Genomic DNA, 14,221 nt, shown 5'->3' with positions numbered 1-14,221 from the left:
TTGCCGGCATCCAGTGAAATATTAACTGAAAAAATTAAATAAAGGATACAATGGATATAGTAACTCCTGGGATAGGTCTCATTTTCTGGACAGCTTTACTTTTTTCTTTAGTACTTGTAGTACTACGTAAGTTTGCTTACAAGCCAATTTTACAAACTGTAAAGGCAAGAGAGGATTCTATTAAAGAAGCTTTAAGCTCTTCTACAAAAGCTAAAGACGAAGTAGAAGCCCTTAAAAAAGACATTGAAGAAATGAAGCAAACTGCCAGAGCTGAACGTGAAATTATCTTAAAAGAGGCTAAAGACTCTGCTGGTAAAATTATTACTGAGTCTCAAGATGCAGCAAGAAAAGAATACGAGAGAATCGTTGCTTCTGCTCAGGAAGATATTCGTAACGAAAAGAAAGCTGCTTTGGCAGAAGTGAAGAATCAAGTAGCTAAATTTTCTGTAGAGATTGCAGAAAAGCTTCTTAGAAAGGAATTGAGCGACGAAGATTATCAGAAAAAATTAATTAATGAACTGCTTGATGAAACAAAGCTTAACTAATAGCTGAGTTTTGAATCAGGTTTATCACAATATTTAAGATAAAGATGTCGGAGAAAAGAATAGCAGTCAGATACGCGAAATCACTGGTAGATCTCTCAGTTGAGATGAAGGTTTTAGAAACGGTAAAAGAAGACATGTCGCTAGTTAAAAATACTTGCGATGGTAGCCGACCACTAAAGTTAATGCTTAAAAACCCAGTGATCTTAGCAAGCAAAAAAAGAATTATTCTTGATCAGATATTTAAAGATAAAGTAAGTGAACTAACGCTTAAGTTCTTTAAAATTCTTTCAAGAAAAAACAGACTTAGTATTTTGCCATATGTAGCAGATGAAGTACTAAGATTGTATAACAAGATAAATGGCTTGCAAGAAAGCACAGTTACTACTTCAATTCCTTTAACCAGTGAAATGAGAGGAGAGGTTGTGAAATTTGTAGAAGAAGTATCTGGTAAAAAGGCTTTACTAAAAGAAAAAGTAGATAAAGATCTGATTGGTGGGTTTGTGTTGAAAATTGGTGATAAACAAATCGATAATTCTATAGCAGGAAAACTGAATAAGTTAAAAATCCAGTTAATGGATGCCTGAGAATATTAATTTAGAAAATTTACGCTTAATCATAAATTTAAAAAAACAAAAATGGCGCAGCAGGTAAGACCAGACGAGGTCTCAAATATACTTAGAGAACAACTTTCCGATTTTAAATCAGAAGCGGAACTGGAAGAAGTTGGAACTGTACTTCAGGTTGGTGATGGGGTTGCTAGAATCTACGGCCTTTCAAACGCACAATCTGGTGAGCTTTTAGAATTTGCCAGTGGCGAAGCAGGTTTAGTATTAAACCTAGAAGAAGATAACGTTGGTGCTGTAATTTTAGGAGAGCCGACTTCTGTAAAAGAAGGTGACTCTGTGAAAAGAACTGCTAAAATTGGTTCGGTAAAAGTTGGTGAAGGCCTTTGTGGAAGGGTTATCAACACTCTTGGTTTACCAATTGACGGTAAAGGAGAAATTGAAGGTGAGTTATTTGAAATGCCTCTAGAGCGTAAAGCTCCTGGTGTAATTTACAGAAGCCCTGTAAACGAGCCATTACAAACTGGTATTAAGTCTATCGACTCTATGATTCCAATCGGAAGAGGACAAAGAGAGTTGGTAATTGGTGACAGACAAACTGGTAAAACAGCTGTAGTTATCGATACAATTATTAACCAGAAAGAATTTTACGAAAAAGGTGAACCTGTTTACTGTATCTACGTAGCAATCGGACAAAAAGCTTCTACTGTTGCTGGTGTTGTTGCTGAGTTAGAAAAAGCAGGTGCATTACCATATACAACTATTGTTGCTGCAAACGCATCAGACCCTGCTCCAATGCAGTTCTTTGCTCCATATACTGGTGCTGCAATTGGTGAGTACTTCCGTGATACTGGTCGTCCTGCACTTGTAGTTTATGATGACCTTTCTAAACAAGCTGTTTCTTATAGAGAAGTGTCTCTACTTCTTAGAAGACCTCCAGGACGTGAAGCATACCCAGGTGATGTTTTCTACTTGCACTCAAGATTATTAGAGCGTGCTGCAAAAATTATCCCTTCAGATAAAATTGCAGAGCAAATGAACGACTTACCAGAATCTTTAAAAGGTAAAGTAAAAGGTGGAGGATCACTTACTGCATTACCAATTATCGAAACTCAAGCTGGTGACGTTTCTGCTTATATCCCGACTAACGTAATCTCAATTACTGATGGTCAGATATTCTTAGAAAGTAACTTGTTTAACTCTGGTATTAGACCTGCGATTAACGTTGGTATCTCGGTATCAAGAGTAGGGGGTTCTGCTCAGATCAAATCAATGAAGAAAGTAGCTGGTACACTTAAACTTGATCAGGCACAATTTAGAGAGCTTGAGGCTTTTGCTAAGTTCGGTTCTGACCTTGATCCTGCTACTAAACTTACTATTGAGAGAGGTAGAAAAAACCAAGAAATATTGAAACAAGCTCAGTTCTCTCCACTTTCTGTAGAAAGTCAGGTAGCTATTATCTATGCATCTACTAATGGATTATTAGACCCTGTACCTACTGAAAAAGTAAAAGCTTTTGAGGAAGAATACCTCGAAGTTTTGAATAGCAAGCATAAAGATATAATGAACAAATTGGCTGCTGGTAAACTTGAAGACGACGTGAAGTCTACATTAGAAAGTGTTGCCAAAGAAATAGCAGTAAATTATTAATAAGTATTAAGCCGGTTAATTCCGGCTTTTCTTTAAATATTAAACGGAAATGCCGAATCTTAAGGAAGTAAAGAACAGGATTGTTTCAGTAAAATCTACCCAGCAGATTACCAAAGCCATGAAAATGGTGGCTGCAGCTAAATTGAGAAAAGCACAGGATAGAATTATCCAGATTAGACCTTATTCTCAAAAATTGAATAACATATTGCAGAATGTTTCTGCAACATTGGGAGATGAGATTGAAAACGCATATGCTGTTGAGAGAGAGGTGAAAAAGGTGTTGATTGTAGTAATTACATCTGATCGTGGTTTGTGCGGTGGTTTCAACGCTAATGTTAGTAAGAAGGCACTTAGTTTAATAGAAGGAAAATACCAGACGCAGTTAGCTAGTGGGAATGTAGAGATCCTTAGTATTGGAAAGAAAGGATACGATTACTTTAAGAGAAGAGATTTTAATGTTAATACAGAGTATCTCGAATTATTCTCTGATCTTAACTTTGATAGTGTAAGAGCTGCTGCAGAATATGCAATGAATGGATTTCTTGCTAAAGAATTTGATGTAGTTGATATTATCTATAATGAGTTCAAAAATGTGGCAACACAAGAAACTATAGTTGAACAATTCTTGCCAATTACTTCTGAGGTAAGCTCAGGAAACAAAGAGCAAGATGTTCAAATGGACTATATTTTTGAGCCAAATAAAATGGATATTGTAAAAGAACTGATTCCTAAAAGCTTGAAAATTTCCTTCTATAAATTCCTTTTAGAGTCTAATGCTGCTGAACACGGTGCTCGTATGACTGCTATGGATAAAGCAACAGACAACGCTCAGGAATTAATTAAAGAGCTTCAATTAACTTATAACCGTACTAGACAGGCAGCGATTACTACAGAAATTTTGGAAATTGTTGGTGGTGCAGAAGCTTTGGCAAACGGTTAATAAATAAAATTAAAGATTTAAGGAAACCGGTATTTTATACCGGTTTTTTTTTAATATTTACTTAATTCGTTTCAAAAGCGTGCAGCTATAACCACTTGCTTCCATAGACGAAACCAAGCCAAGGCGATTAATATATCCAGCTAAAGTATTTTCTTCAAATTGTAATGTAGCAACTGTATCAAATTCAGATTTGGAGTAAAAATAGTCAGAAATACCAGCGTTACGAGCTAGGCTTACTCCACTTACAATCATATAATCATAATCGAATTTTGTTCTCAATGCTTCTTCTCTATTTTCTAGCGTATTATAGAGATTGTAATAATGATAGAAAGAACCGTTTTCGGTAACTGCATAATAAAAAAGTGGGTCTCCAATTACTTTGCTGCCTGCTGGGATATGTTGTTTTATAAACAAATTGGCTTTCTTAGCATTTCTTCTTGGTAATTCAACCAACACTTGAAAAGTCTTAAATAGAAATAAAGCCAGATTGAAAAAAAACAATGTAAAAAAAATAAAGTTAAATTTCTTTCTAAATTTCAAAGTAAAATGGATTTAAAATAGTTTTAGGTTGTTACTAAGACATTGATACAAAAAACAGAGTGTCAGTTTAACAAATATCTGTATTATCTCTAATTAATAAATCCTTCTAAAAATAATATAGCACAGTATTTACAATGAAAAATACGAAAATATCTTTTGAAGATACCCGACAGTTTAGCGATTTATTTCTGGACTACATTAACCAAAAGGAAACCATTAAGAGCTTTTATGAACTACCTCCACAATTAGAGTCTTTTGAACAGCAAATTAAAAATAAACAAGCCGCATTTAGTAATTCTACAAGAGAGAAACTTTACGAAGTTTTAGTAAAACAATATGAAGGCTTAGAGCAAATACCTAAGGCCTCAATAGAGTTACTAAAAGCAGACAATACCTTCACTGTAATTACAGGTCATCAGTTAAATATCTTTTCAGGACCTCTGTATTTTATATATAAAATCGTATCTGTAATTAATCTTGCCAGAAGATTAGCCGATGCCTATCCTACATATAACTTTGTGCCTGTTTATTGGATGGCAACTGAAGATCACGACTTTGAGGAAATAAAGAAAATCGTATTATTCGGTAAAGAATATATTTGGGAGCATCCAGAAGCTAGCGGAGCAGTTGGTAAACTAGACCTAAAAGGTGTTGAAACATTTATTGAAAGTGTTGGCGAAGTACCTCAGTTTCTGAAAGACGCTTATCTTAATAGCGATAATTTAGCTGATGCAACTCGTAAATTTGTAAATTATTTATTTGGCAAAGAGGGTCTTGTAATTGTAGATGCAGATTGTAAAGAGTTAAAAGAAGAATTTAAAGATGTAATTAAAGACGATTTACTAAATCACAATGCAAAAAAGAAAGCAGATGATGCTACTGCTGCATTAGAAGAATTAGGTTATAAATCGCAAATTTTCCCAAGAGATATTAACTTCTTCTATTTACAAGATGGGCTAAGAGAAAGAATAGAAAGAGAAGGTGACACATATCAAGTATTAAACTCAGATATAAGTTTTAGCAAAGAGCAATTATTAGAAGAGTTAGAAAAAAATCCTGAGTGTTTTAGTCCTAATGTGGTATTAAGGCCATTGTATCAGGAGATGATTTTACCTAACCTTGCTTACATTGGTGGCCCGTCAGAAGTTGTTTACTGGTTACAGCTCAAAGGTGTTTTTGATCACTTTAATACAGCCTTCCCAATTCTCCTTCCAAGAAACTTTGCTTTGGTAATTAATAAAAGCAACGGTAAAAAATTCCATAAACTAGGTCTTTCTCATAATGATCTTTTTAAAGATGAGCATCAATTAAAAGCCGCCTTTGTAAATGATAATTCAGAGGTAAACCTTGGGTTGGATCAAGAAATTACTGCTCTCGAAAAAATATTCGAAGGTATATTAAGTAAAGCAGTAAGTATAGATGCTTCTCTAAAAGGTTACATTGGTGCAGAAACTCAGCGTATGGTTAAGCAGATGGAAAACATCAAAAAGAGGTTGAAGAAAGCTGAGGAAAACAAACAAGAAACCGAAATTAAGCAGTTGCTTAATCTTAAAGATAAATTGTTTCCTAATAGTGTACCTCAAGAGAGACTTGAAAACTTCTTGAGTTTTTATCTCAACAATCCAGACTTTATTAAAGACTTAATTTACTTTTTTAATCCGCTAGAATTCAGCTTTAATATTCTTGAAGACGAATAAGCGATTGTTATAATATTACTTCTAAGTTAAAATTTAAGCAGAATTGAAAAATTCTGCTTTTTTTATGAACTTTTTAAATAGGGAATTGGTAGTGTATAAATTACATGTTGTACCATTTATTTTTAACACACCAATGAAATTATTTTCAGAATATAAACTTGGTAACCTTACATTACAAAACAGAATTGTAATGGCTCCAATGACAAGAAGTAGAGCCATAGATAATTTACCAAATGATATAATAGCTGAATACTACGGACAGCGCTCAAGTGCGGGTTTAATTATAACAGAAGGAACCGCTCCATCAGCAAACGGATTAGGCTATGCTAGAATCCCAGGAATTTATACTGATGAGCAAATAGAAGGTTGGAAAAAAGTAACTGCCGCTGCACATAAAAATGGTGCAAAAATATTTGTTCAAATGATGCATACTGGTAGAGCGAGCCACCAAGAAAACATGGTAGAGGGAACTGAAATTGTTGCTCCATCTCCAATCGCATTATCTGGTGATATGTATACCGATACAAAAGGTCCTCAAGCGCACCCAGAACCAAAAGAAATGACTAAGGCTGATATCGATCAGGCTATTCAAGAATTTGTAACTGCATCTAAAAATGCTATTGAAGCAGGTTTTGACGGTGTAGAAGTACATGCAGCTAATGGATATTTGATAGATCAATTTATCAATACTGCATCAAATAAAAGAACAGATGAATATGGTGGAAGTGTAGAAAACCGTTCGCGTTTTGCTTTAGAAGTTACTAAAGCGATTGTAGAAGCTATTGGAGCAGAAAAAACAGGGATTCGTGTATCTCCTTATGGTGTATTTAATGGCATGGAAGTATTTGATGAGGTTGATGCTACTTATGAATACCTTGCAAAAGAATTAAGCACTCTAAACTTGGCTTATATCCATGTGGTTGACCATTCAAGTATGGGAGCACCAGCAGTGCCACAAGAAATTAAAGATAAAATAAGAGACTTATTTAAAGGAACATATATCTTAAGTGGTGGCTACGATTTAGAAAGAGCTGAAAAAGAATTAGAAGAAGGTAAAGGTGAATTAGTTGCTTTCGGAAGAGCTTTTGTTGCTAATCCAGACTTAGTAGAGAGATTTAAGAAGAAGGCTGAGTTAAACCAACCAGACTTCGGTACATTCTACACACCAGGTGAGAAAGGATTTACTGATTATGCATTTCTTGCATAAATAAATGAACTGGAGAGGTTTCTAGAGAAACCTCTTTTTTATTTTAACTCACAAAGTATTCGCTTGAGATTGACAGCATATCTGTGCAGCAATAAATAATTTCGCCTTTTTGAGATATTTCAATAGTAACTGCTCCGTGTTTTTCTAACTTATCTAATAATTTCTTTACTTTTTCTACCGGAAATTCTAAAGCAATTACTAACTCGCTTAGCGTAGCTCTGCCATGATTATTAGAGATGTACTTCAATAAATTTATCTGATCTATTTTTCTTTGATCTTTATTTAACCATACAGTACTACCTATTCCTATACCTAATAATGCCATTATAAATGGTGGAATTCCATCTGGTACATGGTGTTCTACAACAGAAATAAAGGTCATTAAACCTCCAACAGCAAATGATGCTATCTGTAAAATTTTTGTAGTAATTCGTTTTCTTTTCATTTGGGTCAATTGACAGGTTAATAGGCTAATTTGGTGGAAATTTGTATCTGGTGATTGAACAGAACATTAGAATAACCAGAAAACCATTCTACAAAATTACATTATCTCCTGAATTTACTTTATTCTTTAAAAAAAAAGAAATTGAATATTACCAATATGTTATTTTTTTGATGAACGGCTATTCTAAAGGCTTTAAAAACTTTTACCAATCTTCATATAAAGGAGGTAAAGATTGATGATGAAAAAGTGCACCAGTTACTCGATCTGTTCCATCCATTCTTCTTCTCTTACTCGGATGAAAATCATCAGTTTGTTTCATCCAGTTGTAAAGCTCTTCGTGCAATTGCTGAATAATTTTTCTGTATTTTCTATCGCTTGCCAGATTATGAAACTCTTCGGGGTCTTCAATTACATTATACAATTCAATAGTTGGTCTTGGAGACTGAAAAATTAATAATTGCTCTGGGTTGAGTTTGCCTTCTTGTTTTAATCTTACCAACTCTTGATGCGATAGACTAGATGCCAAATCGGCGGCAGTTCCATGAGGCCATTCTATATAGGCATTTTTTATTAGTTTAAAGGTATCAGACCTAACAGATCGTATGTGTTCATCGCAGTCGTGCCAGTTTCTTTCGCTAAAAATATATTGGTCGCTTTGCATTTCATCTCCTTTAATTAATGGAAGCATACTTTTACCAAATATACTTTTGCTTGGAGAAATACCAGCGACATCTAGCAATGTAGGGGCTAAATTGATTACTGAATATAACTGATCGTTTGTTTGACTTGGTGAAATAGTACCTTTCCAATATATAATAAAAGGCGTTTTTATTCCTGCATCATACAAAGTGCCTTTAGCTCTAGTAAAAGGGCTGCCATTGTCAGATAGAAATATGATAAGCGTATTTTCAAGTACTCCTCTTCTTTCAAGTTCTTCTACTGCTAAACCTATGTTTTGATCCATACGGGCAATTTCATCATAGTATAAAGCAATATCTTTTCTAGTTAAAGGTGTATCTGCTAAGTAAGGAGGCACAACTACTTTCTCTGGTTTGTGTGGAATCGGGATCGTATTTTCTTGATAATCTCTGTGCGGGTCAGAAAATGCATACCACATAAAAAATGGCTTCTTCTCAGACTTATCCAGAAAAGCCTTAAACTCATCAATTTGCTTAGCAGGAGTTGCATAGTCAAAATAATCGAATTGTTTGATGGCATCTGGGCCTAAGTGAGCTTTTTGGATTAAGCCTGTGTAATATCCTTTTTGCTTTAAATAATGAGGAAGTATTTTAATACTATCTGCTAAAGGGGTATGTAAATCTTCTGTTCTTAATGTATGTGGAAACTGTCCGGTAAGTAAACTTGTACGAGAAGGGCTACATTGAGGGCTAGTTAAAAAAACATTGTTAAATCTAATTCCATTTGCAGCCAATTCATCGATATGTTTTGTTTTTATAGCCGTATTTCTATAGCACCCAAAGTCCCTCCAACCGGCATCATCTGCAATAAATACTAATATATTAGGGTGATTTTGCGCATTCGCTTCATAAAAAAAGTTAATAATGCACAAGAGCATAGAGAGTTTGAAAACTTTCATATTTACCTAGTTTCAATTTTTTTTTCTTAAGTACTTAAAGTGTATCTGGCTTAATATCACCATTTTAGAACAATATAAGATTTGTTGTACTCAAAATTATACTGGGCTTTATTGAAAATTTCTGGATTTATAATGATAGAACTCAAACACAAGTTTTCCAGATTCAGATGCAGAGGGCTTTTAAAATCAACAAAGGCTAACTAAAATTGTAATTATTTCACTTGGAAGCAAAGAACCTAAAATGAAAATTATGAAAAATAATGGCGGTTTATTAAATGTTTCATATTTTTCGGAATAACACTAAACTTTGTCCTCCAATAAACCTCAAACTTAAAATTATTAAACACTGCAGTTATCAATTAATTATGCGAAAATTATATCAGTGTTCGAATCAAATAAGTCTGTTAAACAACGCATCTTATTTGTTAGATAATTGTCAGATTGTTTTATCTCAGAAAGCTTATATGTGAAAAAAGATGATTCATTATTAAGGAAAATAAATAAAGAATGAATCATTTCCCCGAAATGAAGTTAAAATACACCCCTAAACAATTGTGATGAGGAATAGGTAATCCTTGATTATTTTAGATGTTAAGTCGTGCAATCCATATTTTAATTTTGCTTGTTACTATAATTAGTAATGCTGCTTTTGTGCATGCACAAAGTAGTGAGTGCTTTTTATTTGGCGAAGTAATATTAAAGAATGGAGATCGGGTAAAAGGACAGATTCGTTGGGGTGATGAGGAATTGATGTGGGACGATATGTTTTATGCCTACAAAACAGGTGCTCCTTTTGGTTTAGGTGAAGAAGTAAAGCAACATGCGCCAAAAGATGATAATTCGGTTTTTAGGCATTTCGATTTCGATTTTATGCAATTGTGGGAAAACCGGGGTCAACCTACCAGAAGAGTTTTTAAATGCCAGTTTGGCGATATAGATAAGATTAAGGTGCTTTCAGATAATAAAGCTACTATAATCTTTAAAAATGGCCAGCGCTTTTTGGTAACCAAAAATACAAATGACATTGGCTCTGATATTAATGTGTTCTCTTTTACTGGCGTTAAGCAGAAAATTGCTTGGAACAGAATAGATCAGATTCAGTTTATACCTTTTCCTGAAGGTAGATACAGCCAACTAGGCGTGCCTCTTTATGGAAAAATTGAAACCATTCACGGAACTTTTGAAGGCTATATAGCTTGGGATAAAGATGAAAGAGTAAGCACAGATAAATTAGGTGGTTACCACGGAGACGATAAAGAAGATATTCCTTTTAATAGAATCCAGAAAATTGAAGTAGAAGGCGATGGCTCTATGGTTACTTTGAGTTCTGGCGAGCGCTTCTTTATGAATAACCATAGAGATGTAAATCAAGAAAATAAAGGCATTGTAGTAAAAATTAGAGATCTGGGGCACATCATTATTCATTGGGAAGAATTTATATCAGCAGAGTTTATAGAGCCACCAGAGCCGCCACTTTTTTATAGAGATTTTTACATTACACATTACTTGCAAGGTACTGTAAACGATAAAAGAGGAAATGTGTATTTGGGAAGGTTAGTGTACGATCTGGACGAGTATCTCACCCTTGAGGTATTAGATGGGTTTTATAATAACATGGAATATCTACTCCTATTTAAAAACATTCAAAGCATTCAAAAACAAAATATCAATTATGTAAAAGTAATCCTGAAAAATGGATTGGAAGTATTACTAAGTGGGCATTCCGATGTGAATGCCGATAACCAGGGAATAATTATAGATGCCTATGGGCGCAAGTCTCTGTTTGTTTCTTGGAAAGAATTCAAAATGATAAATTTTAAATAATGATATAGAAGAAGTTGTCTTACCTGAGAATAGCAATCATATCGCTCATTTTACTATTAGGTGGTAGCATATACTTTTATGTTCAGGAGCCGCCAATAGAACAGTCACCAGAGATAAGTCCGGTGTACTATTTGGCTGCTATCTGGGTATTTAGTGTAATTCTTCTTTTATGGGTTGGTAATTACGGTATCTATTTGCTGTTCGATAGGCTTATGCCATGGCAAGACAACATGGCGAAACGACTTAACTTGCAGCTTTTGGTAAGTGGTTTATATACACTTATAGTAGTTAATGCTACTTACTACATATTTAAAGCTGGTTTTACACTCTTACCACCTGATATGTATCAGATGGTACTACTCAATATCTACGGTATATTATTTCTGATACCCGTATTTTCTATATTTTTCGGTATTTACTTTATGGTAAAGTGGAAAAAAGTAACAATTGAAAAGAATACTCTGGAAAAGGAAAATATGCTTTCTGAGCTTAAAGCGCTAAAAAGTCATATCGATCCACACTTTCTTTTTAATAATTTAAATATATTATCGTCACTGATTGAGCCGCAAAATGAAGCAGCTCTCGATTTTCTTGATAATTTTGCAGAAGTTTACAGATATGTTTTAAAAAATAAAGATACTGAGGTAGTAAGCCTTAGTACTGAGTTAGACTTTATGGAGGCATATCTTCATATTCTAGAAAAACGATTTGATAAGCAGCTTTTTATTAAGAGCGAAGTAAATACTAAATTGAGGAATAAAATGATTCCTCCTATGGCTTTACAGATTTTAGTAGAAAATACGATAAAACATAATAAGCTTTCAGCAAGAGCTCCACTTTGTGTGGAAATATTTAATCAAGGAGAGAAGTATCTGGTTGTAAAAAATAATATCCAGAAGAAATCTCAGAAATCCGGAAATCCCGGTGAGACCGGTCTTAATAATTTGAGAAAGCGATTTAGTTATGTAACTGATAGAGAGATGGAAGTTATTGACGACGGATCTTTTTTTACTGTAAGAATACCACTATTAAGTCTTGAAAAATCATGAAAATAGTCATTATTGAAGATGAGACACTGGCCGCAAAAAAAATGGAACAAATGTTACAGCGGTATAGTGATGAGAACGAAATTGTTGCACAGTTACCATCTGTGGAAGAGGCCGTGGAATGGCTAAGTGAAAATGATGAACCAGACCTAATAATGGCCGATATTCAGTTAAGCGATGGTTTATCTTTCGAAGTGTTTCAAGAAGTAAAAGTGAAATGTCCGGTAATTTTTACCACTGCTTATGATGAGTACGCTATCGAAGCTTTTAAGGTAAACAGTATAGATTATCTATTAAAACCAGTTCGCTATAATAAGCTGGAAGAAGCTCTCGAAAAACTCAATAATATGTCTGAGTCTTTGCAGAAAGCAGTAAGAAACTCTAAGATAGATACACTTATTGGCTTATTGGGCAAAGAGAAAAAAGTATATAAACAACGCTTCTTAGTAAAGTATGGCAGAAAAATTAAATCTGTAAAAGCACACGAAATTGCCTATTTCATTTCTGAAGATAAAGTGGTTTTTATTATCACATTTGACAACAGAAAATATGCAGTAAACCATTCTTTGGAGCAGCTAGAAGAAATGATGGATCCAGGTATATTCTTTAGGATTAATAGACAATACCTCATTCACATAGATGCCACTCAAAATATATTTCCTTACTTTAAAGGTAGATTAAAGATTGAATTAACACCAACAACAAATGATGAAATAGTGGTGAGTAGCCACAAGGCTCCACTATTTAAAGAATGGCTAGATAAATAAGAGTTTGACTTTTTTAGAATTTATCCCCGGTATTTCATTCAATTATCTTTAATTTGCAGTTTTAGAAGAAGAAAAAGGCAAGGCTTTTATATAAGCTCGAGCTTAACGATATATGGAAAATTTTGTAGTTTCTGCCAGAAAATACCGTCCTAACTCATTTGAAACAGTAGTAGGTCAGGAGCATATTACCACAACATTGAAAAATGCAGTTGATAACAATCATCTTGCACAGGCTTTTCTTTTTTGTGGCCCGAGAGGAGTCGGTAAAACTACCTGTGCCCGAATTCTGGCGCGCTTAATCAATACTCCAAAAGATATTGATAATGCAGAAGCTGAAAAACTTAATTTTGACTATAATATTTACGAACTAGATGCTGCTTCTAACAACTCTGTAGATGACATTAGAAGTTTAGTAGAGCAGGTTCGTTACGCACCACAGTCTGGTAAATACAAAGTGTATATAATAGATGAGGTGCACATGTTATCAAATGCAGCTTTTAATGCATTTCTTAAAACACTCGAAGAGCCACCTTCATACGCTATATTTATTCTGGCAACTACAGAAAAGCATAAGGTGATTCCTACAATTCTTTCTCGTTGTCAAATATTCGATTTTAATAGAATCAGCGTACAAGATATTGCTTCACATTTAGCCAATGTAGCAGCACAAGAAAATATTACTGCAGATGATGAAGCGCTATATCTAATTGCACAAAAGGCAGACGGAGCACTAAGAGATGCACTTTCTCTTTTTGATATGATTGTTACTTTCTCTACAGACAGGCATATCGATTATGAGACTACTATTAAAAACCTGCACATACTTGACTACGATTACTATTTTCAGGTAACAGAAACTTTGTTGCAAGAGAATCATTCAAAATGTCTAAGCATCTTCGATGAGATACTGAGAAAAGGTTTTGATGGTCAAAATTTTATAATTGGGCTTTGCGAGCACTTTAGAAACTTATTGGTTTGTAAAGATGCTTCTACCTTAGATTTGCTAGAAGTAGCAGATAATGTAAAAGAGAAGTATCACACTCAGGCAAATGCGAGTTCTGTTTCCTTTTTGCTAACTGCCATGAATATTGGTAACCAGTGTGATCTAAATTATAAATCCAGTAAAAATCAGCGATTCCATGTAGAGTTGGCACTTTTAAAGATGTGCCATTTAAAAAGCGCAATTGACCTCGCCCGCAATGGTGAGTTAAAAAAAAAAGTAGTTTAGAATCTGAACCTTCACAAAAAGAGATAGAAACAAGTGAAAATAAGCAGGTTTCAGAAACAACTATCGAAAATAAAACTACTACTACTCAAGTACCTAAAACACAACCGAAGAGACCTCCATTAAAAGTACCACTAAAGAAAACTGCTCAAGTTCCATTAAGTATAGAGCAGAT

At 34.2% G+C, this 14,221-nt stretch carries 13 protein-coding genes; 10 read left to right on the top strand and 3 right to left on the bottom strand.

Features of this window, described 5'->3' with window-relative positions; genetic code table 11:
- Window positions 1–50 precede the first annotated feature (50 nt).
- Genes atpF through atpG form a run of 4 tightly spaced genes read left to right on the top strand, consistent with a single transcriptional unit; the run spans window position 51 to window position 3,698 of the window.
- A complete protein-coding gene (atpF, locus tag OQ292_RS04350; RefSeq protein ID WP_284684827.1) occupies window positions 51–545 on the top strand; it encodes a F0F1 ATP synthase subunit B in 495 nt (164 codons plus the stop codon).
- 44 nt (window positions 546–589) lie between these two features.
- Window positions 590–1,129, top strand: coding sequence for an ATP synthase F1 subunit delta (gene atpH, locus OQ292_RS04345; RefSeq protein WP_284684826.1), 540 nt, complete (start codon window positions 590–592; stop codon window positions 1,127–1,129).
- A gap of 51 nt (window positions 1,130–1,180) precedes the next feature.
- Complete coding sequence (atpA, locus tag OQ292_RS04340; RefSeq protein ID WP_284684825.1) at window positions 1,181–2,758, top strand: F0F1 ATP synthase subunit alpha; 1,578 nt, start codon at window positions 1,181–1,183, stop codon at window positions 2,756–2,758.
- A 49-nt stretch (window positions 2,759–2,807) separates the two neighbouring features.
- A complete protein-coding gene (atpG, locus tag OQ292_RS04335) occupies window positions 2,808–3,698 on the top strand; it encodes an ATP synthase F1 subunit gamma (protein ID WP_284684824.1) in 891 nt (296 codons plus the stop codon).
- 57 nt (window positions 3,699–3,755) lie between these two features.
- Here atpG and OQ292_RS04330 read toward each other — a convergent pair whose 3' ends face one another.
- On the bottom strand, window positions 3,756–4,238 hold the full coding sequence (locus tag OQ292_RS04330) for a hypothetical protein (RefSeq protein ID WP_284684823.1): 483 nt from the start codon (window positions 4,236–4,238) through the stop codon (window positions 3,756–3,758).
- A 134-nt stretch (window positions 4,239–4,372) separates the two neighbouring features.
- Here OQ292_RS04330 and bshC point away from each other — a divergent pair, with 134 nt between their 5' ends.
- On the top strand, window positions 4,373–5,935 hold the full coding sequence (gene bshC, locus OQ292_RS04325; protein WP_284684822.1) for a bacillithiol biosynthesis cysteine-adding enzyme BshC: 1,563 nt from the start codon (window positions 4,373–4,375) through the stop codon (window positions 5,933–5,935).
- Window positions 5,936–6,068: 133 nt separating this feature from the next.
- Window positions 6,069–7,142, top strand: coding sequence for an alkene reductase (locus tag OQ292_RS04320; protein ID WP_284684821.1), 1,074 nt, complete (start codon window positions 6,069–6,071; stop codon window positions 7,140–7,142).
- Between the two features lie 43 nt (window positions 7,143–7,185).
- On the opposite strand, the gene OQ292_RS04315 is transcribed toward OQ292_RS04320, so the two are convergent.
- Window positions 7,186–7,587, bottom strand: a complete 402-nt coding sequence (locus tag OQ292_RS04315; RefSeq protein WP_284684820.1) for a helix-turn-helix transcriptional regulator — start codon at window positions 7,585–7,587, stop codon at window positions 7,186–7,188.
- Window positions 7,588–7,789: 202 nt separating this feature from the next.
- Window positions 7,790–9,184 (bottom strand): sulfatase family protein, encoded by a 1,395-nt coding sequence (locus OQ292_RS04310; protein WP_284684819.1) that lies wholly within the window; start codon window positions 9,182–9,184, stop codon window positions 7,790–7,792.
- 618 nt (window positions 9,185–9,802) lie between these two features.
- Here OQ292_RS04310 and OQ292_RS04305 point away from each other — a divergent pair.
- From OQ292_RS04305 to dnaX, 4 genes are all read left to right on the top strand, one after another.
- Window positions 9,803–11,008: a hypothetical protein gene (locus tag OQ292_RS04305; RefSeq protein ID WP_284684818.1), complete on the top strand. Its 1,206-nt coding sequence runs from the start codon at window positions 9,803–9,805 to the stop codon at window positions 11,006–11,008.
- A gap of 14 nt (window positions 11,009–11,022) precedes the next feature.
- Window positions 11,023–12,057, top strand: a complete 1,035-nt coding sequence (locus OQ292_RS04300; RefSeq protein WP_284684817.1) for a sensor histidine kinase — start codon at window positions 11,023–11,025, stop codon at window positions 12,055–12,057.
- Window positions 12,054–12,821, top strand: a complete 768-nt coding sequence (locus OQ292_RS04295; RefSeq protein WP_284684816.1) for a LytR/AlgR family response regulator transcription factor — start codon at window positions 12,054–12,056, stop codon at window positions 12,819–12,821. Before OQ292_RS04300 ends, OQ292_RS04295 begins: the two co-directional genes overlap by 4 nt.
- A 112-nt stretch (window positions 12,822–12,933) precedes the next feature.
- Complete coding sequence (dnaX, locus tag OQ292_RS04290; protein WP_284684815.1) at window positions 12,934–14,049, top strand: DNA polymerase III subunit gamma/tau; 1,116 nt, start codon at window positions 12,934–12,936, stop codon at window positions 14,047–14,049.
- Window positions 14,050–14,221 lie beyond the last annotated feature (172 nt).

The sequence above is a fragment of the Chondrinema litorale genome (assembly GCF_026250525.1).
GTDB classification, from domain to species: Bacteria; Bacteroidota; Bacteroidia; order Cytophagales; family Flammeovirgaceae; genus Chondrinema; species Chondrinema litorale.
The sequence above is the reverse complement of the archived record's forward strand: the minus strand, read 5'-3'. Positions and strand labels throughout refer to the sequence as shown.

What these genes read in the sequence shown, in the direction of transcription:
- bshC (WP_284684822.1), top strand. Translation starts at nt 4,373, where the DNA reads ATGAAAAATACGAAAATATCTTTTGAAGATACCCGACAGTTTAGCGAT.
- dnaX (WP_284684815.1), top strand. Translation starts at nt 12,934, where the DNA reads ATGGAAAATTTTGTAGTTTCTGCCAGAAAATACCGTCCTAACTCATTT.
- OQ292_RS04310 (WP_284684819.1), bottom strand. Translation starts at nt 9,184, where the DNA reads ATGAAAGTTTTCAAACTCTCTATGCTCTTGTGCATTATTAACTTTTTT.
- OQ292_RS04295 (WP_284684816.1), top strand. Translation starts at nt 12,054, where the DNA reads ATGAAAATAGTCATTATTGAAGATGAGACACTGGCCGCAAAAAAAATG.
- atpG (WP_284684824.1), top strand. Translation starts at nt 2,808, where the DNA reads ATGCCGAATCTTAAGGAAGTAAAGAACAGGATTGTTTCAGTAAAATCT.
- atpA (WP_284684825.1), top strand. Translation starts at nt 1,181, where the DNA reads ATGGCGCAGCAGGTAAGACCAGACGAGGTCTCAAATATACTTAGAGAA.
- OQ292_RS04320 (WP_284684821.1), top strand. Translation starts at nt 6,069, where the DNA reads ATGAAATTATTTTCAGAATATAAACTTGGTAACCTTACATTACAAAAC.
- atpH (WP_284684826.1), top strand. Translation starts at nt 590, where the DNA reads ATGTCGGAGAAAAGAATAGCAGTCAGATACGCGAAATCACTGGTAGAT.
- atpF (WP_284684827.1), top strand. Translation starts at nt 51, where the DNA reads ATGGATATAGTAACTCCTGGGATAGGTCTCATTTTCTGGACAGCTTTA.
- OQ292_RS04315 (WP_284684820.1), bottom strand. Translation starts at nt 7,587, where the DNA reads ATGAAAAGAAAACGAATTACTACAAAAATTTTACAGATAGCATCATTT.